The sequence below is a fragment of the Variovorax sp. YR752 genome, assembly GCF_943372545.1.
This window is the reverse complement of record NZ_CALRZC010000068.1, coordinates 1-19,866: the sequence shown is the minus strand read 5'-3', so window position 1 is coordinate 19,866 and position 19,866 is coordinate 1. Positions and strand designations below refer to the sequence as shown.

Annotated in this window: 20 protein-coding genes and 1 pseudogene; 11 read left to right on the top strand and 10 right to left on the bottom strand. The window is 69.7% G+C overall.

Features of this window, described 5'->3' with window-relative positions:
- Positions 1–8: 8 nt before the first annotated feature.
- Positions 9–911 (bottom strand): LysR substrate-binding domain-containing protein, encoded by a 903-nt coding sequence (locus tag AAG801_RS17575; RefSeq protein ID WP_341889504.1) that lies wholly within the window; start codon positions 909–911, stop codon positions 9–11.
- Positions 912–1,096: 185 nt separating this feature from the next.
- Between AAG801_RS17575 and AAG801_RS17570 the strand changes: the two genes are divergently transcribed.
- The 5 genes from AAG801_RS17570 (at position 1,097) to AAG801_RS17550 (ending at position 5,101) form a co-directional block, all read left to right on the top strand.
- Positions 1,097–2,296, top strand: coding sequence for an acyl-CoA dehydrogenase (locus AAG801_RS17570; RefSeq protein ID WP_319358525.1), 1,200 nt, complete (start codon positions 1,097–1,099; stop codon positions 2,294–2,296).
- An 8-nt stretch (positions 2,297–2,304) separates the two neighbouring features.
- Positions 2,305–3,543, top strand: a complete 1,239-nt coding sequence (locus AAG801_RS17565; RefSeq protein WP_341889503.1) for a CaiB/BaiF CoA-transferase family protein — start codon at positions 2,305–2,307, stop codon at positions 3,541–3,543.
- Between the two features lie 13 nt (positions 3,544–3,556).
- On the top strand, positions 3,557–4,018 hold the full coding sequence (locus AAG801_RS17560; protein WP_341889502.1) for a VOC family protein: 462 nt from the start codon (positions 3,557–3,559) through the stop codon (positions 4,016–4,018).
- 86 nt (positions 4,019–4,104) lie between these two features.
- The gene (locus AAG801_RS17555) at positions 4,105–4,680 is read left to right on the top strand and encodes a hypothetical protein (RefSeq protein ID WP_341889501.1); all 576 of its coding nucleotides are present in this window, start codon (positions 4,105–4,107) and stop codon (positions 4,678–4,680) included.
- A gap of 13 nt (positions 4,681–4,693) precedes the next feature.
- Positions 4,694–5,101: a hypothetical protein gene (locus tag AAG801_RS17550; RefSeq protein WP_341889500.1), complete on the top strand. Its 408-nt coding sequence runs from the start codon at positions 4,694–4,696 to the stop codon at positions 5,099–5,101.
- Here AAG801_RS17550 and AAG801_RS17545 read toward each other — a convergent pair.
- Both AAG801_RS17545 and AAG801_RS17540 read right to left on the bottom strand, forming a co-directional pair.
- Entirely contained in the window at positions 5,098–5,556 is a 459-nt protein-coding gene (locus tag AAG801_RS17545; protein WP_341889499.1) for a CopD family protein, read from the bottom strand. The genes AAG801_RS17550 and AAG801_RS17545 overlap by 4 nt on opposite strands.
- Positions 5,557–5,612: 56 nt before the next feature.
- Positions 5,613–6,590: a LysR family transcriptional regulator gene (locus tag AAG801_RS17540; protein ID WP_341889498.1), complete on the bottom strand. Its 978-nt coding sequence runs from the start codon at positions 6,588–6,590 to the stop codon at positions 5,613–5,615.
- A 112-nt stretch (positions 6,591–6,702) separates the two neighbouring features.
- Here AAG801_RS17540 and AAG801_RS17535 point away from each other — a divergent pair, with 112 nt between their 5' ends.
- The 5 genes from AAG801_RS17535 to AAG801_RS17515 are packed head-to-tail and all read left to right on the top strand — an operon-like array spanning position 6,703 to position 12,193.
- Positions 6,703–8,052, top strand: coding sequence for a DUF3100 domain-containing protein (locus AAG801_RS17535; RefSeq protein ID WP_341889497.1), 1,350 nt, complete (start codon positions 6,703–6,705; stop codon positions 8,050–8,052).
- A gap of 24 nt (positions 8,053–8,076) precedes the next feature.
- Positions 8,077–9,246 carry a M20 aminoacylase family protein gene (locus tag AAG801_RS17530; RefSeq protein ID WP_341889496.1) on the top strand — a complete coding sequence of 390 codons (1,170 nt, stop codon included), beginning with the start codon at positions 8,077–8,079 and terminating at the stop codon, positions 9,244–9,246.
- 4 nt (positions 9,247–9,250) lie between these two features.
- Entirely contained in the window at positions 9,251–10,636 is a 1,386-nt protein-coding gene (locus tag AAG801_RS17525) for an L-serine ammonia-lyase (RefSeq protein ID WP_341889520.1), read from the top strand.
- 56 nt (positions 10,637–10,692) lie between these two features.
- Entirely contained in the window at positions 10,693–11,523 is an 831-nt protein-coding gene (locus AAG801_RS17520; RefSeq protein WP_341889495.1) for an isocitrate lyase/phosphoenolpyruvate mutase family protein, read from the top strand.
- Positions 11,524–11,533: 10 nt separating this feature from the next.
- Positions 11,534–12,193: a uracil-DNA glycosylase family protein gene (locus tag AAG801_RS17515; RefSeq protein WP_341889494.1), complete on the top strand. Its 660-nt coding sequence runs from the start codon at positions 11,534–11,536 to the stop codon at positions 12,191–12,193.
- On the opposite strand, the gene AAG801_RS17510 is transcribed toward AAG801_RS17515, so the two are convergent.
- Positions 12,099–13,766, bottom strand: coding sequence for a hypothetical protein (locus tag AAG801_RS17510; protein WP_341889493.1), 1,668 nt, complete (start codon positions 13,764–13,766; stop codon positions 12,099–12,101). The genes AAG801_RS17515 and AAG801_RS17510 overlap by 95 nt on opposite strands.
- Before the next feature lie 63 nt (positions 13,767–13,829).
- The gene (locus AAG801_RS17505) at positions 13,830–14,024 is read right to left on the bottom strand and encodes a DUF1127 domain-containing protein (RefSeq protein ID WP_153281264.1); all 195 of its coding nucleotides are present in this window, start codon (positions 14,022–14,024) and stop codon (positions 13,830–13,832) included.
- 90 nt (positions 14,025–14,114) lie between these two features.
- Between AAG801_RS17505 and AAG801_RS17500 the strand changes: the two genes are divergently transcribed.
- Positions 14,115–15,005 carry a LysR family transcriptional regulator gene (locus tag AAG801_RS17500; protein ID WP_099794445.1) on the top strand — a complete coding sequence of 297 codons (891 nt, stop codon included), beginning with the start codon at positions 14,115–14,117 and terminating at the stop codon, positions 15,003–15,005.
- Positions 15,006–15,011: 6 nt separating this feature from the next.
- Here the strand turns inward: AAG801_RS17500 and AAG801_RS17495 are convergent, their stop codons facing one another.
- From AAG801_RS17495 to AAG801_RS17475, 5 genes and pseudogenes are all read right to left on the bottom strand, one after another.
- Entirely contained in the window at positions 15,012–15,665 is a 654-nt protein-coding gene (locus AAG801_RS17495; protein WP_101490572.1) for an ANTAR domain-containing protein, read from the bottom strand.
- Positions 15,666–15,848: 183 nt separating this feature from the next.
- On the bottom strand, positions 15,849–17,003 hold the full coding sequence (locus tag AAG801_RS17490) for a transporter substrate-binding domain-containing protein (protein WP_101490570.1): 1,155 nt from the start codon (positions 17,001–17,003) through the stop codon (positions 15,849–15,851).
- 66 nt (positions 17,004–17,069) lie between these two features.
- Positions 17,070–18,704 (bottom strand): VWA domain-containing protein, encoded by a 1,635-nt coding sequence (locus tag AAG801_RS17485; RefSeq protein ID WP_341889492.1) that lies wholly within the window; start codon positions 18,702–18,704, stop codon positions 17,070–17,072.
- Positions 18,701–19,519: a CbbQ/NirQ/NorQ/GpvN family protein gene (locus AAG801_RS17480; RefSeq protein WP_341889491.1), complete on the bottom strand. Its 819-nt coding sequence runs from the start codon at positions 19,517–19,519 to the stop codon at positions 18,701–18,703. The genes AAG801_RS17485 and AAG801_RS17480 overlap by 4 nt, the downstream gene beginning before the upstream one ends.
- Positions 19,516–19,866: pseudogene (locus AAG801_RS17475) on the bottom strand (hypothetical protein); the annotation flags it as partial. The gene AAG801_RS17480 and the pseudogene AAG801_RS17475, both read right to left, overlap by 4 nt.

Here is a 19,866-nt window from a genome sequence, read left to right as displayed (position 1 = left end):
TGGCCGCGTCAGACCTCCCGAGCCTGCCCCAGCAACCAATCACTGAACAGCTTCAACAACGGCCGCTGGTCCGCCCGCTCCGGCGTCACGAGGTAATAGCTGCGCTCCGCCGACAACGCCCGCGGACAGGCCACCACCAGCTCACCGCGTGCCAGCTCGTCGGCCACCAGCATCGTCGGCATCAGCGCCACGCCCAGGCCGTGCGACGCGGCGGCTGCAAGGATCGAGAACAACTCATAGCGCGGGCCGCCACGCGCGTTGGGCGCGTCGACCTGTTGCGCGTCGAACCACTGGCGCCAGCCGTCGGGGCGCGTGCTCTGTTGCAGCAGCGGCATCTGCGCGATGGCTTCGGGCGACACGGCCTGACCATCGGGCAACAGCGAAGGGCTGCACACGGGCACCACGTCTTCGTGCATCAACAACACAGCGCGCGTGCCGGCCCAGTTCTCGACCTGCGCCGGTGTGCCCGCGTAAAGCGCGGCGTCGAACTCCGCGTCGGCGAACAGGAAGGGCCGGGTGCGCGTCTCGATGTGCACCACCACGTCGGGCTGCAGCGCCGCAAAACCGCGCAGGCGCGGCACCAGCCAGCGCGTGGCGAAGGTGGGCACTGCGGCCAGCGAGAGCGAACCGCCTTCGCCCTGGTGCGCCATGGCGTCGAGCGTGTCGCGCTCCATCGCCTCCAGGCGGCGTGCGATCTGGCGCGCGTAGGCGGCGCCGCTGGCCGTGAGCGCCACGCCGTGCCGCGTGCGGCGAAACAGCGCCACGCCCAGGAAGGTCTCGAGCGACCCCACCTGGCGCGACACCGCGCTCTGCGTGAGCGCCAGTTCCTGCGCGGCGCGGGTGTAGCTCTCGTGGCGCGCGGCGGCGTCGAAGCACACGAGGGTTTGCAGGGGTGGGATCTTGCGGCGCATGTATGCCGGGAGTGTATGACTGGCGAGGTGGTTTCGCCTGTAAATCAACAAGATGTATCTCATAAGATGTGCGTCAGACGCATATCTGGGTGAGGATTCATCGTTTGCGCCGGGCCCCCTGCGTGGCTACGATCGACCGCATTCCCCCTTCTTTTGTTTCTTCTTCCTTTTCCGGAGACATCCACATGGCCGCCAAAGCGCAATTCCACTGGGACGACCCCTTTCTTCTCGACCAGCAGCTGACTGACGAAGAACGCATGATCCGCGACGCGGCCAACGCCTACTGCCAGGAGCGCCTGGCGCCCCGCGTCATCGAAGGCTTCCGCAGCGGCGAAACCGACCCCGCGATCTTTCGCGAAATGGGCGCGCTCGGCCTGCTCGGTCCGACGATCCCCGAGCAGTACGGCGGCCCCGGCCTGAACTACGTGGCCTACGGCCTGATCGCCCGCGAAGTCGAGCGCGTCGATTCGGGCTACCGCTCGATGGCCAGCGTGCAGAGCTCGCTGGTGATGGTGCCGATCTTCGAATTCGGCACCGAAGCGCAAAAGCAGAAGTACCTGCCCAAGCTCGCCACCGGCGAATTTATCGGCTGCTTCGGCCTGACCGAACCCGACCACGGCTCCGACCCCGGCAGCATGGCCACGCGCGCCAAGAAGGTGCCGGGCGGCTACTCGCTCAGCGGCTCGAAGATGTGGATCAGCAATTCGCCCATCGCCGACGTGTTCGTCGTGTGGGCCAAGGAAGTCAGCGAAAGCGGCACCGTCGGCCCGATCCGCGGCTTCGTGCTCGAGAAGGGCATGAAGGGCCTGAGCGCTCCCGCCATTCACGGCAAGGTCGGCCTGCGCGCCAGCATCACCGGTGAAATCGTGATGGACGGCGTGTTCTGCCCCGAAGAAAACGCGTTCCCCGAAGTGCAAGGCCTCAAGGGCCCGTTCACCTGCCTGAACAGCGCCCGCTACGGCATCTCGTGGGGCGCCATCGGTGCCGCCGAAGACTGCTGGCACCGCGCCCGCCAGTACACGCTGGACCGCAAGCAGTTCGGCCGCCCGCTCGCCGCCAACCAGCTCATCCAGAAGAAGCTGGCCGACATGCAGACCGAGATCACGCTGGGCCTGCAAGGCAGCCTGCGCCTGGGCCGCATGAAGGACGAGGGCATCGCCGCGGTCGAGATCACCTCGATCATGAAGCGCAACAACTGCGGCAAGTCGCTGGACATCGCCCGCATGGCACGCGACATGATGGGCGGCAACGGCATCAGCGACGAGTTCGGCGTGGCACGCCACCTGGTGAACCTCGAAGTCGTGAACACCTACGAAGGCACGCACGACATCCACGCGCTCATCCTGGGCCGCGCCATCACCGGCATCGCCGCTTTCGCGAACTGATCGGACGCATGACCACCAAGCCCGCAGCACTCGACGGCATCAAGGTCCTCGATCTGTCCCGCGTGCTCGCGGGCCCGTGGTGCACGCAGATCCTCGCGGACCTGGGTGCCGACGTCGTCAAGATCGAACGCCCCGGCGTCGGCGACGACACGCGCACCTGGGGCCCGCCCTTCGTGAAAGACGCGAACGGCCACGACACCGACCAGGCCAGCTACTTCACGTCCTGCAACCGCAACAAGCGCTCGGTCACCATCGACATGGCCACGCCCGAGGGGCAGGCGCTGCTGCAGCAGATGGCGGCGCAGGCCGACATCGTGGTCGAGAACTTCAAGACCGGCGGCCTCAAGCAGTACGGCCTCGACCAGGACAGCCTGTGCGCGGCCAACCCGCGCCTCATCTATTGCAGCGTGACCGGCTTCGGCCACGACGGCCCGTACGCCGAGCGCGCGGGCTACGACCTGATGATCCAGGCCATGACCGGCATGATGAGCATCACCGGCCGCCCCGACGGCGAACCCGGCGGTGGTCCGCTGCGCGTGGGCGTGGCGCTCACCGACCTGTTCACCGGCGTGTACGCCAGCACCGCCATCCTCGCGGCGCTGCAGGTGCGCGACCGCACCGGCGAAGGCCAGCACATCGACATGGCGCTGCTCGACGTGGGCATGGCCATCCTCGCCAACCAGGCGAGCGCTTTTCTCAACACCGGCAAGGCGCCGGGCCGCCAGGGCAACACGCACCCGAGCCTCGCGCCGTATCAAGACTTTCCGACGCAAGACGGTTCGATGCTGCTGGCCATCGGCAACAACGGCCAGTTCGCGCGTTTCTGCGAAGCCGCCGGCCACGCCGAATGGGCCGCCGACGAACGCTTTGCGACCAACACGCTGCGCGTGAAACACCGCGGCGTGCTGATCCCGATGATGGAAGAGCTCACGCGCACCCGCACTACCGCCGACTGGGTCGCGCTGCTCGAAGACAAGGCCGTGCCCTGCGGCCCCATCAACGACATCGCGCAGGCCTTCGACGACGCGCAGGTCAAGGCGCGCGGCCTGGCCGTCACACTGCCGCGCGATGCGGGCGACGGCATCGCCAGCATCACAGGCGTGGCCAGCCCGCTGCGCCTCACGGCCACGCCGCCCGTGCTGCGCCGCGCACCGCCCGCACTCGGGCAGCACACGCAAGAGGTGCTGGCCGAGATGGGCGTCGACGCCACGCGCTTCGAGGCATTGCGCGCCGCCGGGGTGGTCTGACACACTGGCGGGCATGACGCGCCCGCCCGCTCCGTCTTCTCCTGAAGCAGCCGCTGCCGATGCAGCCCCGTTCGCGGTGCTGCGCATCGACCACGTCGTGCTGCGCGTGCGCGACGCCGCGCGGTCCATGGCCTTCTATTGCGACGTGCTCGGCTGCACGTTAGAGAAGCGCCGCGACGACCTCGGCCTCGTGCATCTGCGTGCCGGCAGCAGCCTCATCGACCTCGTCACGCACGATGGCAAGCTCGGCAGCCAGGGCGGCGCACTGGCCGGGCGCGAGGGCCGCAATGTCGATCACCTCTGCCTGCGCATCGAGCCCTTCGACGAAGCCGCGATCCGCGCGCGCATGGCGCGGCACGGTGTGCCGGTGCACGGCGAGGTGCAGAACAACTTCGGGGCGGAGGGCAACGGGCCTTCGATCTACCTCGAAGATCCCGATGGCAATGGCGTAGAGCTGAAGGGCCCTGCGGCTTAGCCTTCGCGGCGCATGGCCGCTGCCGACGTTGGCGCAGAATCGGCGCGCGCCACCCGGCGCAGAACAATTATTCAGGGGGATTCCACATGACCGAACATCCGTTCGCCGCGCGCGTTGTCGCGCGGCTTCTTGCGCTCGCGGGCGCGGCCTCGCTGCTGGCCGCCTGCGGCACGCGTCAGCCTGCTGCACCCGAACCCCCGCCGCCCGAAGCCACGGCGCGCAACAGCGTGCTCATGGCGCCCGTGGCCTACGGCACCACCGCCAAGGGCGTCACGCTGTCGAAGGCGGACGATTCCTGCGACGTGCCTGCGTCGCTGCGCCAGGCCGTGCAGGACCAGCTGCTCGAGCCCTACGAGTTCCTGCTCGCACCGCCGCTGCCCGCCAACGCGCAGGGCGCGCCCGTGCTGAAGCTGGAGATCACCGACCTGCTCGCGAACGCGGGTGGCCTCTACGGCGGCCCCAAGATCGTCCAGCTGCGCGGCACGCTGGAGCGCGACGGCGCGGCGCCCGCCAAGTTCACGGCGCAGCGCCAGATGTTCATCTACTTCGGCATGCCGCGCAGCACCTGCAGCATGGTCGGTGTCGTCACCTACAAGCTGGGCGAGGACATCGCGCAGTGGCTGCAGAAGCCGGTGGACGGCGCGGTCCTGGGCGAACGCTGAGGGCCGTCGGCCGATGACTGAAACGGTCAAGGTCGAGGCCGTCGCGGTGCCCACTGCATTCGATGGCGCAGGCACCTGGGAGATCGTGCGTGTCGACTATGCGGTGAAGCAACTCACGGTCGTCGCCCAGGATGCAACAAGCGACGCGTGCCTCCGGGTCCGCTTCGACGATGTGGTGGCCTACCGCGTCATGGACGAGCGCGATCTCGGCGAGTACTGGCCCGCGTGCTCCCTGCCGAACGGCTGGGTGTTCTCCATTCGGTCGGGTGGCTGGCTGTCACAGGAGTCGGCGCGGCCCGGCAACTGTGTCGGGCTGTTCTACGGCGATGTGCACGAATACCTGGTGGCCGGATTCACCGATTGTGTTTCCGTGCTTTGCACGGGCGAGCCGCGGGTCGAACTCGACCGTGGCAACGGCTAGCCGCCGCGCCCCATCACCGCCACCCCGAACACCACCACGCCCAGCGCGAGGTTCAGCGTCACCAGCTGGCGCACGGTGTTCAGCCGCGCGGCCGCCACGGGCCAGGCGCTGTCGTCCACTGCACGGCGCAGCGCGCGGAACGCCGAGGCGCGGATGTAGACATAAATCGCCGCCATCACGAGCGCAATGCCCATCATGGCCTCGACGCGCCAGTGCACCGCGCGAAAGCCGCCGGTCGCGTGGATCAAACCGATGCCGGTCACGAACAGCAGCGTGACGGACGCATCCACCCCGATGAAGAAACGCCGCAGCGTCGCGGCCATCATGCGCAGGCGCAGCGGCGGCTCCAGCGTGGCGACGGCGGCGGGGCGAACGGCGAAGTGCATGACGGCCATGCCGCCGACCCAGAAGGCGGCGCACAGCAGGTGAATGAAGAGGGGAGCGAGGTAGGACATGGGGTCCGATCAGAACACCGAACCGTGCGCGCACGCAACGCAAGCCCCCATGCCCTTCAACCCGTCGCGCCGCGCCCGCGCGTGCTCGCGCGGGGCTTGCCGATGCCCGTCCCCGCAATCGAATCGGCATAGCGCTTCATGTCCGCCACCACCTGTCGCAGCAGCGTCGCCGCGGCCGGCGGCAGCAGACGGCCGTGCCGCGACACGATGTGCGAACGCCCCTGCGACAGCAGCGGGTTCTTCATCGGCAGCTCGACCAGCGCCGGATGGTCGGCGTTGGGCGTGAGCGAGATGCGCGTGCCCAGCGTGTAGCCCAGGCCCGCTGACACGAAGTGGCCCAGCGCGCTGAACGAGGTGGTGGTCAGCAGCGCGGGCAGCCGCACGCCTTCGCTGATCTCGGCCGCCTCGATGTGCTGGCGCACGCCGAAGTTGCGGTGCAGCGTGGCGCCGGGGTAGGGCAGCAGGTCGGCCAGCTTGAGCGGGCGCCCGAGCTGCGCGAGCGGGTGCGAGCCGAGCACCATGGCCTGGATCGGCTGCGCGTGCGACTGGTGCGAGGTGAGCCGTTCGTCCTTCGGCGGCTGGAACAGCATGCCGATGTGGGCACGCTCCTCGATCACGCGGCGCACGATCTCGTCGGTGCTGGCCACGTCGAGGTTCACCGTGATCTTCGGGTGGCTGGCCATGAAGATGCGCAGGCTGTGCCGCATGAGCCAGTCGACATAGCCTTCGCCGGCCACGATGTCGATGTGGCCGCTCTCGATCTTGCGGATGCTGTCCATCTGCGCCAGCAGGTGCTGCTTCTGCCCCTGCTGCCGGCGCACATAGCCGGCCAGCAGCTGGCCCGCGTCGGTGGGCACCACGCCGCGTCCGTGGCGCTCCAGCAGCGGCAGGCCGCACTCGGTTTCCAGGATGCCGATGGCGCGGCTCACGGCCGACGGGTCCATGTCGAGCACGTCGGCCGCGCCGCGCACCGAGCCGCTGTCGAGCACCTGCATGAAGTAGCGCACCCGACGGGTGTCGAGCTTGTCGTCCATGGCGGTCGTCTCCGAGTGTTGCATTCAATGCAACGAATATCCTTATTTGCGGTCATTGATGCAAGAGGCTCGCCGCCCGAAACTCGCCGGCACCCCTCGAAAACGCCCACCCATGACCTCCGCTGCCTCCACGATTGCAGCCGTAGCGCCTTCCAGCGCCGCCGGCAAACTCAAGCTCCTCGTCGTCACCCTGGTCCTCGTGGCCGTGGCCGAACTCATCGGCCCGACGCAGTTCAGCGTCGGCCCCGGCAAGGTGGTGCTGCTGCCGATGCTGTGGGCGCTGCTCATGGCCGCCGCCTGGGGCATCGCACACCGGCGCGTGCCGGGCGTGGTGCGCGTGGCCACGGCGCAGCAGTCGCTGGCCGGCGGCCTGCTCAACGCGGGCCTGCTGCTGTTCGTGGTGAAGCTGGGCCTCACGGTCGGCGCCGCGCTGCCGCAGGTGAAGCAGGCCGGCTGGGCGCTGCTGTTCCAGGAGTTCGGTCATGCGCTGGGCACCCTGGCGCTGGGCCTGCCGCTGGCGCTGCTGCTGGGCATCAAGCGCGAGGCCGTGGGCGCCACCTTCTCGGTGGGCCGCGAGGGCAACCTCGTGATCATCGGAGAAAAGTACGGCATGGCCTCGCCCGAAGGCCGCGGCGTGCTGGCCGAGTACATCACCGGCACCGTGCTGGGCGCGCTGTTCATCGCGGTGCTGGCGGGCTTCATCGCCAGCCTGCACATCTTCGACCCGCGCTCGCTGGCCATGGGCGCTGGCGTGGGCTCGGGCAGCCTGATGGCGGCGGCGCTGGGCGCCATCGCCGCGCAGAGCCCGCCCGAGATGCTGCCGCAGCTCACGGCGATTGCCGCTGCGTCGAACCTGCTGACCACCGTGGCCGGCTTCTACTTCACGCTGTTCCTCTCGCTGCCGCTGTGCTCGTGGCTCTACGGCAAGCTGGAGCCGGTGCTGGGCCGCTTCTCCAAGCATGGCGCCCAACAGGGCGCCGCCGTGGATGCGGGCGCGAACGTCTCGAGCGCCGGCGTGGCCCATGCCGCGCCGACCTCGCTGCGCGACACGCTGCTGGCCTGGCTGGTGGTGGGCGGTGGCGTGCTCATCGGCAATGCCGTGACCTACAAGGTGCCGGTGCTGGTGTCGCTCGAAGGCGTGCTCGCCGTGGTGGCGATTGCCGGCGCCGTCGAAGCCATCAAGCGCTTCGTGCCGCGCCTGCCGATGGTGCTGGTGCTCTCGGTGGTGGCCACCGTGGTCGGCATCCCGGGCCTGTTCCCGTTCTCCGACGCGCTGATCGCGATCACCGCCAAGCTCAACTTTTTGGCCTTCACCACGCCGGTGCTGGCACTGGCCGGCTTCTCGGTCGCGAAAGACCTGCCCGTGTTCCGCCGGCTCGGCTGGCGCATCGTGGTGGTGTCGCTCACCGCGACGGCCGGCACCTTCCTCGGCGCCACGTTCATCGCCGAGTTCTTCCACTGATTTCACCCACGAGAGATTCACGCCATGTACCGCGACCCCGAGATTGCCGAAGACACCCGTGCCCGCATGCTGAGCTGGCGCCGCGACATCCACGCCAACCCCGAGACCGCCTTCGAGGAACACCGCACCGCCAACGTGGTGGCCAATGCGCTGATGCTCATGGGCCTGCCCGTGCACCGCGGCCTGGCCGGCACCGGCGTGGTCGGCACGCTGAAGAACGGCGAAGGCCCCAGCATCGCGCTGCGCGCCGACCTCGACGCGCTCAACATGCAGGAGCTGGGCACGCAGGCGCATGCCTCGAAGTGCGTCGGCAAGATGCACGCCTGCGGCCATGACGGCCACACCGCCATGCTGCTGGGCGCGGCGGAGCACCTGTCGCGCCACAAGCCTTTCAAGGGCACGGTGCACTTCGTGTTCCAGCCCGCCGAAGAAAACGAAGGCGGCGGTCGCGTGATGGTGGAAGAGGGCCTGTTCGACCAGTTCCCGGCCGACGCCGTCTACGGCATGCACAACTTCCCGAGCCTGCCGCGCGGCCGCTTCGCGATCCGCAAGGGCACGATGACGGCCTTTCTCGACACCTTCGAGATCGTCATCACCGGCAAGGGCAGCCACGGCGCCATGCCCGAGACCGGCATCGACTCGGTGGTGATCTCGGCCCAGCTCATCAACGCGCTGCAGACCATCGTGAGCCGCCGCACCGGCGCCACCGACGCGGCCGTGGTCAGCGTCACGCAGATCCATGGCGGCGACACCTGGAACGTCATTCCCGAGACCGTCGTGCTGCGCGGCACCGTGCGCACGCTCGACGCCGGCATCCAGGACAAGACCCAGGCGGCGATGCAGCAGATCTGCGACGGCGTGGCCGCCACGCACGGCGCCAAGGTGGCGCTGGAGTACCGCCGCGGCTACCCCGGCGTGGTCAACACGCCCGCCGAAACCGACGCGGCCATCGCGGCGGCGGCCAGCCTGGTCGACCTCGAACAGGTGCACACCGACATCCCGCCCGCCATGGGCTCGGAAGACTTCGCCTTCATGCTGCAGAAGCGCCCCGGCGCCTACATCGGCATCGGCGCGGGCGAAGGCCCGAACGACCCGAACGTGCACAACCCGTACTACGACTTCAACGACAACATCCTGCCACTCGGTGCGGCCTACTGGGTGGCGCTGGTCAAACAGCAGCTTCCGGTCGCATGATGCGCTGATGCTCTCCGCCTTCGACATCTTCAAGATCGGCATCGGCCCGTCCAGCTCGCACACCGTCGGGCCGATGCGCGCCGCGCTGCTGTTCGCGCAATCGCTCGAACGGCGCGGCCTGCTCGCGCAGGTCGCACGGCTGCACGTCGACCTGTTCGGCTCGCTCGGCGCCACCGGCCACGGCCACGCGACCGACCAGGGCGTGATCCTCGGGCTCTTCGGCGACGCACCCGACACCGTGCGGCCCGAGACCGTGCAGCCGCGCCTGGACGCGCTGCGCCGCAGCGGCCAGCTGAGCCTGCTGGGCACCACGCCCATCGCCTTCGACCGCGTGCGCGACATCGCCTTTCGCGGCGAAGAGTCGCTGCCCGAGCACCCGAACGCGATGCGCTTCACGGCCTTCGCGGCCGATGGTGCCGTGCTCGCCGAAGGCACCTACTTCTCGGTCGGCGGCGGCTTCGTCGTCGAGGGCGGGCAGGCCGTGGCGCAAACGGCCGCTGCCGCAGCCGCCGTGCCGCATCCCTTCACGACCGGCGACGAACTCATGGCGCAGTGCCATGCGCACGGCATTTCCGTGGCCACGCTGGTGCTGCGCAACGAATGCGTGTGGCGGCCCGAGGCCGACGTGCGCACGGGCCTGCTGCGCATCTGGGGCGTGATGCAGCAGTGCGTGCAGCGCGGCTTCGGCATCGACAACCCGCTGGCTGCGCACGCACTGCCCGGCCCGCTGCGCATGCGGCGTCGTGCGCCCGAGTTGCACCGCGAGCTGCTGGCGCAGGCCGGCGCCGCCGATCCGCTCGCGGCCATGGACTGGGTCAACGCCTTCGCGATGGCGGTGAACGAGGAGAACGCGGCCGGCGGCCGTGTCGTCACCGCGCCCACCAACGGCGCGGCCGGCGTGGTGCCCGCCGTGATGCACTACTACCAGCGCTTCGTGCCGCAGGCCAGCGACGAAGGCATCGTCGACTTCCTGCTCACCGCTGCGGCCATCGGCATGCTCTACAAGACCAACGCCTCCATCTCGGGCGCCGAGGTCGGCTGCCAGGGCGAGGTCGGCGTGGCCTGCTCGATGGCGGCCGGGGCGCTCGCCGCCGTGCTCGGCGCCACGCCCGCGCAGGTCGAGAACGCCGCCGAGATCGGCATGGAGCACAACCTGGGCCTCACCTGCGACCCGGTCGGCGGCATGGTGCAGATTCCCTGCGTGGAGCGCAACGCGATGGGGGCCGTGAAGGCCATCAACGCCTCGCGCATGGCGCTGCGCGGCAACGGCAGCCACTACGTCTCGCTCGACGCCGTGATCCGCACCATGAAGCAGACCGGCGAGGACATGAAGTCCACGTACAAGGAGACCTCGCTGGGGGGGCTTGCGGTGAACGTGGTGGAGTGCTGAGGCAGCTGCGTCAGAATGGCCGGCTCACTGTCTTGAACACAGAAAGCCGAGGCCCCATGACCCGCACCGTCGCCGAAAAGCGCGCCGCCTTCCGTGCCCTCCACGCACAGGGCTGCTTCGTCATTCCGAACCCCTGGGACACGGGCAGCGCGCGCTACCTCGAAGGCCTGGGCTACCAGGCGCTGGCCACCACCAGCTCGGGCTTCGCGTGGTCGCGCGGCCATGCCGACGGCGCCCTGTCGCGCGACCAGATCCTCGCGCACCTGCGTGAACTCGTGGCCGCCACCGACCTGCCGGTGAACGCCGACTTCGAGAACGGCTTTGCCGCCGACGCACAGGGCGTGGCCGAGAGCGTGCGCCTTGCAGTCGAGACTGGCGTGGCGGGCCTGTCGATCGAGGATTCCACGGGCAACCCCGACGATCCGCTGTTCCCCATCGACGTCGCGGTCGAGCGGCTGCGCGCTGCGCGCCGGGCCATCGACGCGGCGGGCGGCGACACGCTGCTCGTGGGCCGCGCCGAGAACTTCTTTGCCAACCGCCCCGACCTCGACGACACCATCGCGCGCTTGCGTGCGTACGCCGAGGCCGGCGCCGACTGCCTCTACGCGCCCGGCATCAAGACGCGCGAGCAGATCGCCGCCGTGGTGGCCGCCGTTGCGCCCAAGCCGGTCAACCTGTTGGTCGGCGCGACCAGCGAACTGACGATGGCGGACATCGCCGCGCTGGGCGTGCGCCGCGTCAGCGTGGGCGGCGGCATGGCGCGCGCGGCCTGGGGCGGCTTCATCCGCGCCGCGCGCACATTGGCCGAGCAGGGCCGCTTCGATGGCTTTGCCGATGCCACGCCGGGCACCGAGCTCAACGCCTTCTTCCGTCCGTTCACCGACTAGCCTCATCGTCGTGGATGCGCTGCTTGCCGAGATCCGCGCCTGCCGCGCGTGCGAGGCCTACTTGCCGCTCGGGCCGCGCCCGATCGTGCAGGCCAGTGCGAGCGCGCGGCTGCTGATCGTCGGCCAGGCGCCCAGCCTCACGGTGCACCAGACCGGCGTGCCGTGGAACGACAAGAGCGGCGACCAGCTGCGCCGCTGGCTCGGCATCGACCGCGAGCTGTTCTACGACGCGACGCGCATCGCGATCGTGCCGATGGGTTACTGCTACCCGGGCCGCGGCACCAGCGGCGACCTGCCGCCGCGCAAGGAGTGCGCGCCGCTGTGGCACGACCGCCTGCTGGCGCAGATGCCGCACATCGCGTTGACGCTGCTCATCGGCCAGTACGCGCAGCGCCGCTTCCTCGGCAAGACCGCGCGCGGCGGCGTGACGGAAACCGTCGAGGCCTTTGCCGACTACGCACCGCGCTTCGTCCCGCTGCCGCATCCGTCGCCGCGCAACACCGCGTGGTTCCAGCATCACCCGTGGTTCGAGCGCGATGTGCTGCCGGTGCTGCGCGAGCGCGTGCAAAAGGCGCTCAGCGCGCCTTCTTCCGAGGTGCCGACGGCCGCCTCGGCGGCTTCGCCTCCAGCACCAGCTCGGCCGGCAGCGCATCGTTCCACGACTCGGTGAAGTAGGCGCGGTCGCTCGGCACCAGCTGCGGCAGCACCTCGCGCAGCAGGCCCAGCGAGTGCTCGGCCGCCTTCAGGTCGCCCGCATGCGCGGCGTACCACGCGTGCTCGAACAGCAGGCTGCCCTGCTGCAGCCCGGGGTAGCGGCGCCGCCCGGCCTGGTGGTCGACCAGCCGCGCCTGCGCCACGTCGACCCAGCGCGCGGGCCAGTTGGCGGCGTCGAAGGCATCGGCGAGCGGGCCCGCGAGCTTGGAGACCGCGGCCGGGTCGAGCGGCTTCTGTGCGCGGAACTGCGCGAGCGTGGGTTGCGTCTCTGGCTTGCAATGGCCGCGTGCGATGCGCATCAGGTAGATCGCGTTCCATGCCGAGCGGCCCTGTCCGTCGGTGTGGCCGCACAGCCATTCGCTGAAGGCGATCCATTGCACCGCGCGGCGCGTGGTGTCGGCCCGGTGGCCGTCGTGCGCGAGCGCCGGCAGGTCGCCCAGGCCCACGCGGTCGAACAGCCACGCGGCCATGCCCATGTTGGCGGCCACGTGCTGCGCGGCGTCGAAGGAGTGCGACTCGAAGGCTGCCGCCAGTGCCTCGCCGAAGCGCTGCAGCGACTCTTCGGCGAGCGCTGCGGCAGCCGGGCGGTCGTCGGCGGCCAGTGCAAGGGCGCGCGAGCGGCAGGCCAGCGCCCACAGGTTGCACCACTCGAAGCGCACGTCGGGGTGGTGGCGCAGCACCAGCGCGCGCGCCGGGTCTTCGGCCATGCCGCCCAGCAGCGACTGCGCCAGCGGCAGGTCGCGCGCGGTGTAGGCGCACCAGGCCGAGACGATGCATTCCATCGCGCCGAGGTAGTCGTTGCCCGCCACGTGGTGCGCGAGTCGCTGCTTCTTGAGCGCCTGCAGCCGGCGGCGTGCCTGTTCGTTGTCGCCGAGCCGGCGCCACAGCATGGCTTCGTTGAGCGTGACCAGCGCGCGCTGGAAATCGCTGGCGGCCAGCGTGCCGGCCAGGCGGATGGACTCGAGCGCGCTGCCGTTGCCGTTCCCGCCTGCCACCGGCGACATCAGCCGGCCTTGCCGTGCGGCCTGCTGCGAAGCGACCAGCTGTTTCCAGAAGGCCGCGTCCTGCAGGTGCACGGCGTCGGGCGGCGTCATCGCGCCGGCGGCCTGGGCCTTGCGCGAACGCAGGCCGAGGAAGGAGGCCACCTCGGCGGCGGTGGCCGGGCGGTTGTCCACGAGCAGGCGCAGGCGCTTCGCTTCAGCAGCCGGCAGCCAGAACGGACCCTGGCTGCGTCGCTCGGCGTTGAGAAAACGCGGTTCGCGCTGCAGGTCTTCGCCCCAGCCCACCTCGAGGCCCCAGGCCTTGAAGTCGCGGAACGCGCGGCTCACGACCATGCGCAGCGTGCTGGCGTCGGACACCTCGCCGCGCAGGTCGGCCAGCCGCACGACACCACTGCCGCCGCCGTGGGCATGGGCGTGTTGCATGCGGACCAGCAGCCACAGCGACTGGAAGGCGGCGCGCCGCCCGTTGACGGACTGCGGCGAAGTGAGTTCGATGGAAAGAAGGGCAGGGGTGGCGATGGAAGGCACGCCCTGGATTGAACCTCAAATCGCATGCGGTCCCTGAAGAAACCGCACGCGCGTTTCGGTGAATCAGTAGCGGTGCCGGTCGAGCAGCTCGGGCACTTCGCTGCGGCCGATGCCGAGGTCGCGCAGGTCGTGGTCGCTCATGCCGGCCAGCAGCTGCACGTCGTCGCGGGCGCGGCGGCGTGTCACGGCGCGGCGGCGCCAGTCGTGCAGGGCGTGCAGCAGGCGTTGATGAAAAGACGGTGGCTTCGGCGCGGTCACGGTGGGCTCCTGGTAGGGGAGCGCTCATCTTCCGGCGGCGCGTGCTATTGTGGAAGTTGAGATTTCTGACACCTTCAATCAGCATTCCTGATGCGACAGCTCAACCTCGACCAACTGCGTACGCTCATCGCCATTGCCGACCTGGGCACCTTCTCGGCCGCGGCCAAGGCGCTGCACCTCGCGCAGCCGACGGTGAGCCTGCACATCAGCGAACTCGAATCGCGCCTGGGCGCGCCGCTGGTGGTGCGCGGCAGCCGCCGCGTGCTGCCCACGCCGGCCGGTGCGGCGCTGGTGGAGCGCGGGCGCAAGCTGCTGCGCGACACCGACGACGCGGTGGAGGCCGTCAAGCGCCAGGCCGAGGGCCGCACGGGCCGCGTGCGGCTGGGCACCTCGACCGGCGTGCTGGTCGACCTGCTGCCGCAGGTGCTCGAGGCGCTGGGGGCGGAGCACGCGGGCATCGACGTCGAGGTGAGCATCCGCGGCTCGTACGAGGCCATGGAGCGGCTCGCGGCGGGCACGCTCGACATCGGCCTCGTGGCCATTCCGCAGCCGCCGGTGCGCGGCATCGTGGTCACGCCCTGGTGCGAGCAGCCCATGATGGCGTTCGTGCCGCAGCGCTGGAAGGCGCCGAAGCGCGTCACGCCGGCGTGGCTCGCGGCGCAGCCATTGATCTTCAACGAGGCGACCACGCACATGTACCGCCTCACGATGGAGTGGTTTGCCGCCGCCGGCTTTGCGCCGCGTGCGCGCATCGAGCTCAACTACGACGCGGCCATCCGCAGCCTCGTGGCGGCGGGCTATGGCGCTGCGCTGTTGCCGCTGCAGAAGTCCACCGACATGGCGCGCAACGATCGCATGCAGATCGTGCCGGTGACGCCGAAGCTTACGCGGCGCGTGGGCATTGCGCACCGCCAGCATGCGGTGCTCGACGGTGCCACGCAGAGCGTGCTGAAAGTGCTGACGGGCTTTCGCCAGCTCTGAGGGGGTTCAGCCCGGCCCGGGCTTGTTGCCGCGCGCGCCGAGCGAAAGAATCTCGTTGGCGTTGACGATGGCCGCGGCAATGTCTTCCATGGTGGTGCGCTTGCTCATGGCCTGTTCGCGGATCAGGTCGTGCGCCTGGCCTTCCGACACGTCGTGCGTCTTCATGAGGATGGCCTTGGCCTCGGCCAGCTGACGCACGCCGAGCAGCTTGGCTTCGGTCTTGCGCAGGCGCCGTGCGAGCGAGCGGCTTTCCTTGTGCGCCTCGCGCGCGACCACGAGTGCCGAGAGCAAGCCGAACGAGCGCACCGGCGACGGCAGCACGGCCTTGGCGCCGATCTCGAGCACGGCCTCGACGATGGTCGGGTTCTCGTAGGTCACGACAGCGATGACGGCGGGCGCGTCCTCGCTCTGGGTCCACTCGAAACGCAGGTTGATGAAGTCGGGCAGCACGGCCATGAAGGCCACGTCGATGCCCTCGGGCAGGTGCTGCACGGGCGGCCAGAAGGCCTGCACCTGGCAGCCGATGCGCTGCAGTTGCTGGGTGAGCTGCCGGCCGTCTGCGTCGTCGGGGTGGATCACCGCGATCTTCAGCAGCCGCAGCTCCTTGAGCTGCGGTGGCGTCACCCGCAGGGTGTGTCGCTTGGGGGCTGTGCTGTCCACGGTCAGCTCTTTCTCTGGACGCTGCTGCTGTTCGGGGCGCGTGCACAGGCCACCGGGTACTTCCCTCCGCGAATGTCCCCCGCCTTCGGCTCCTCCTTGATTTCGCTGCGGGAAGCACCCAGTGTCCTGCGCACAGGGGCACGCTGCTGGTGCTTGCCGATCGACGACCGCTGCGGATTCATCCTAGAGCTCCAGCGTGTCGAGCCGCGCCGTCCAGTCGCCCAGCGAGTGGGTGACGAGGTAAGGGTCCGGGTACACCGCGCGCGTCGCCTGCCGCACGATGGTGAACTGCCCGTGCGCATCGACGCGCCCGATGCGCGGATACAGGCAGGTGTGGTGGTTCGTCGGGTCGATCTTCACGCGGCCCTGCGGCGCATCGAACTCGCTGCCCAGGATGTGCGGCAGGATTTCCGCGATGCCGTCCGTGCCCGCTTGCCGGAAGGCGTTGGCGAAGATGTGCATCTGGAAGTACGACGCCTCCCAGCACAGGTTGGGCACGCAGCCATCGCCGAAGCGCGCGCGCAGCCGCGCCAGGCAGCGCTGGTTGGCGGGCGAGTCGATCGACTGGAAATACGGCGCCGCCGTGAAGTGGCCCGTGGCCACGCCAGGGCCCATCTGCGAGATCTCGGCCTCCGAGGTCGTGAGGCTCGAGATGGGCATCGTCTTCGGGTCGAAGCCGGCCTCGGCATACGCGCGGTAGAGGCTGGCGGTGGAGTCGCCCACCACCGTCGAGAAGATGAAGTCGGGCCGCTTGTCGCGGATGTCGTCCATGATCGCGCGGTAGTCCTTCTCGGTGGCGTCGAGTGCCACGTAGCGTTCGCCGAGTTTTTCGCTGCCGGGGCGCTGCATCACCAGCTCGCCCATGATGCGGTTCGACTCGTAGGGGTAGATGTAGTCGGAGCCGATCAGGTACACGCGCGAACCGAAGTTCGTGGTCATGAACTCGGCCAGCTGCACGCTGTTCTGGTTGGGCGCCGCGCCGGTGTAGATCACGTTGCCCGAGTACTCGAAGCCTTCGTACAGCGTGGGGTAGAACAGCAGCTTGTTCCACTTCTCGATCACCGGGATCACGGCCTTGCGGCTGCTCGACATGTAGCAGCCGAAGATCACGTTCACGCGATCCTGCACGATCAGCCGCTCGGCCAGCTGGGCGTAGCGCACCGGGTTCGATTGCGGGTCGTAGCGCACGCCCACGAGCTCGCGGCCGTCGACGCCGCCGGCCGCGTTGATTTCCTCGATGGCCAGCAGCGCGCCCTGCAGCTGCGACAGGCCGATGGTCGAGGTGACGCCGGTCTCGGAATACAGAATGCCGACGCGAAGAGGGTCCCTGTCAGCCACTGGGGTGTCTCCTGGAGGTGTGGACCCTCATTGTGTGCTCCTCCGTGTCTTTCTTCAGTCGTTCGATCAATGGGCGGCGGCCAGCCGCGTGCTCATGCGGGCCAGCCGTGCGGGCAGGCTGCGCGCGTCGTCGGCGATGCAATAGTTGCGCCAGCCGAAGATGCGCCGCACATACGCGTCGGCCGCGCCGTCCACCGCGATGCAGGCGGTGCGCACGCCGGCATCGCGCGCTTCGGCCACGGCCTGGCGGGCGTCTTCGATGAGGTACGTCGGGTCGTGCACGTCGATGTCCGACGGCGCACCGTCGGTCACCAGCAGGATCGCGCGCGGCCCCGCCGGCTCGGCCTGCAGGTGCGTCGCCGCATGGCGCAGCGCCGCGCCCATGCGCGTCGAGTAGCGACCGCGCACCGCACCGATCATCGCGCGCGAGGGCGCAGCCAGCGGCTGGCCGAATTCGAGCAGGCGGTAGTAATACACCTCGGCGCGCGTGTTCGACGAGAAGCCGTGGATGGCCAGCCGGTCGATGCCGCGCGCATTCGAGGCGGCGAGCAGCAGCGCGGCCTGCTTCTCCAGGTCGAGCAACGAAACGGCGCCATCGCCGTGGCCCGCGTCGTTGGCCGACTCCGACAGGTCGAGCAGCACCAGCACGCTCGACGGGCGCGGGCCCTTGCCCGGTCGCATGAACAGCCGCGCATCGGGCCGCAGGCACAGGCGGCGATCGACCAGCACCTCGATGGCCGCATTGAGGTCGATGTCGTCGCCTTCCCACTGCCGGCGCAGGCGGTGCGTGCGGTCGAGGTGGCGCGCGCGGGGCAGGGCGAGCGGCACGATGCGCTCACTGCCCGACGCTGTTGAAGTGCCCGCCGTCCCCAGGCCCTGCCACGCGGGCAGCTTCTCGATCACCGTGCACCAGTCGGGTCGCAGGCGCTCCTGCGTGCGGTCCCATTCGGGGTAGGTGTAGCGGCCGAGTTCCATGTCGGCGATGCCGTCGGGTGGCGCTTCGTTGCCCTCGCGCGGAGCATCCGAAGGGGGCGGTGGTCGCGCGCCGGTCTGCTGCAGCGCGATGGCTTCGTCGGGCGGTGTCTCGGCCTCGCCGAAATCCCACAGGTAGCTGTTGTCGTCGCGCCAGGGTGCGGGCACGGCGTAGTCCTGCGGCTCGAAGCGCACGCGCATCTGGCCGAGGTCGTTGGCGAGGATCGAGGCGACGGCCCGGAAGGCGTCGTAGTCCTCCAGCCCCGCGCGCGCGACGGTCTCGTCGAACAGGCGGCGCGCCTTGTTCACCCAGTGGTTGTCGTCCTGTGCATTGGCTAGCAGCAGCACACGGTCCATGCGCGCGACCAGCGCGGCAAAGCGCAGGTCCAGCGGATCGGGCGCGGGCGGCAGCGCGGCGGTGAACCAGCCGTGCAGGCCGGGAAAGTCGCGGCACAGCAGCCGCTCGACGCGCGCGTCTTCAAGGGCCGAGACGATGGCGATGCCCATCGGCTTGAGCGTGCGCGCCGGCCGTGCGGGCGTCGAGTAACGCAGGTGCGCGACCGCGTGCGCCACCATCGCGCGGTGCAGGCGCACGGCCTTGTCGTTGTCGGGCAACAGCAGCCGACGGCCCGTGAGCACGGCGCGCGCGCCGGCCAGCGGCTGCACGTCGACATCGATGCCGGCCAGCCCGCGGGCCAGCAGCGAGAGGGCGCCGTGCCCGTCGTTCATCCGAACTGCGCCTCGACAAAGCCCTGCAGCGCGCTCGCCATGTCGGGGTCGTCGGTGAGGGCGCGCGTCATCGTCATGTCGCAGCTGTCGCGCGGCGACACGCCGTCGCGGATGAGCACGCCGGCGTAGATCAGCATGCGCGTCGACACGCCCTCGTCGAGCCCGCGGTGCTTGAGCTCGCGCGAGCAGTGCGCAATGGCCACCAGCTTCGCGGCGAGCGCGGGGTCGACGCCGGCCTCGTGCGCGACGATCTCCGCTTCGAGCGCGCCGTCGGGGTAGTCGAACTCCAGCGCGGCGAAGCGCTGGCGCGTCGACGGCTTCATGTCCTTCGCGCTGCTCTGGTAGCCGGGGTTGTACGACACCACGAGCTGGAAGTCGGGGTGCGCGTGCACCAGCTCGCCCTTCTTGTCGAGCGGCAGGATGCGGCGCGCGTCGGTCAGCGGGTGGATCACCACGGTGGTGTCCTGCCGCGCCTCGACCACCTCGTCGAGGTAGCAGATGCCGCCATGGCGCACCGCGAGCGTCAGCGGTCCGTCGTGCCAGGCCGTGCCGTTCGCATCGAGCAGGTAGCGCCCCACGAGGTCCGACGCCGTCATGTCCTCGTTGCACGCGAGCGTGACCAGTGGCCGCCCGAGCGACCACGCCATGTGCTCCACGAAGCGCGTCTTGCCGCAGCCGGTCGGCCCCTTGAGGATCAGCGGCATGCGGTGGCGGTAGGCGTGCCGGTACAGCGCCACCTCGTTGCCGGCGGGCCGGTAGAAGGGCTCGGTCTCGATGCGGTAGCTGGCGAGCGGATCGTGGACGGGGGCGTTCATGGCGTGGCGAGCAGTTCCTTGAGGGCGTCGTCGATGAAGCGGGTGTCGACCGGGCTGCTGCCGCCGCCCGCGAAGTGGCCCCACACGCCCGGAATCGGGCGGCACTCGGCGTTCGGCATGTGCGACACCTCCCATTCGTTGTCGGCCACGGGAAAGTACAGGTCGCGCTCGGCCGGCATCACGATCGCGCGCGCCTGGATGGCGCCCAGCGCTTTCTTGATGTCGCCCTTGAACACCGGGTTGTCGCTGATGTCGCCGTGCTGCCACGACCACAGCATCGCGAGCAGGTTGTTCGCGTCCTTCCGCAAAAAGAAGCCTTCCCAGTAGCCGATAAGGAAGTCCTCGAG

What these genes read in the sequence shown, in the direction of transcription:
- AAG801_RS17575 (WP_341889504.1), bottom strand. Translation starts at nt 911, where the DNA reads ATGCGCCGCAAGATCCCACCCCTGCAAACCCTCGTGTGCTTCGACGCC.
- AAG801_RS17570 (WP_319358525.1), top strand. Translation starts at nt 1,097, where the DNA reads ATGGCCGCCAAAGCGCAATTCCACTGGGACGACCCCTTTCTTCTCGAC.
- AAG801_RS17565 (WP_341889503.1), top strand. Translation starts at nt 2,305, where the DNA reads ATGACCACCAAGCCCGCAGCACTCGACGGCATCAAGGTCCTCGATCTG.
- AAG801_RS17560 (WP_341889502.1), top strand. Translation starts at nt 3,557, where the DNA reads ATGACGCGCCCGCCCGCTCCGTCTTCTCCTGAAGCAGCCGCTGCCGAT.
- AAG801_RS17555 (WP_341889501.1), top strand. Translation starts at nt 4,105, where the DNA reads ATGACCGAACATCCGTTCGCCGCGCGCGTTGTCGCGCGGCTTCTTGCG.
- AAG801_RS17550 (WP_341889500.1), top strand. Translation starts at nt 4,694, where the DNA reads ATGACTGAAACGGTCAAGGTCGAGGCCGTCGCGGTGCCCACTGCATTC.
- AAG801_RS17545 (WP_341889499.1), bottom strand. Translation starts at nt 5,556, where the DNA reads ATGTCCTACCTCGCTCCCCTCTTCATTCACCTGCTGTGCGCCGCCTTC.
- AAG801_RS17540 (WP_341889498.1), bottom strand. Translation starts at nt 6,590, where the DNA reads ATGGACGACAAGCTCGACACCCGTCGGGTGCGCTACTTCATGCAGGTG.
- AAG801_RS17535 (WP_341889497.1), top strand. Translation starts at nt 6,703, where the DNA reads ATGACCTCCGCTGCCTCCACGATTGCAGCCGTAGCGCCTTCCAGCGCC.
- AAG801_RS17530 (WP_341889496.1), top strand. Translation starts at nt 8,077, where the DNA reads ATGTACCGCGACCCCGAGATTGCCGAAGACACCCGTGCCCGCATGCTG.
- AAG801_RS17520 (WP_341889495.1), top strand. Translation starts at nt 10,693, where the DNA reads ATGACCCGCACCGTCGCCGAAAAGCGCGCCGCCTTCCGTGCCCTCCAC.
- AAG801_RS17500 (WP_099794445.1), top strand. Translation starts at nt 14,115, where the DNA reads ATGCGACAGCTCAACCTCGACCAACTGCGTACGCTCATCGCCATTGCC.
- AAG801_RS17485 (WP_341889492.1), bottom strand. Translation starts at nt 18,704, where the DNA reads ATGAACGACGGGCACGGCGCCCTCTCGCTGCTGGCCCGCGGGCTGGCC.
- AAG801_RS17480 (WP_341889491.1), bottom strand. Translation starts at nt 19,519, where the DNA reads ATGAACGCCCCCGTCCACGATCCGCTCGCCAGCTACCGCATCGAGACC.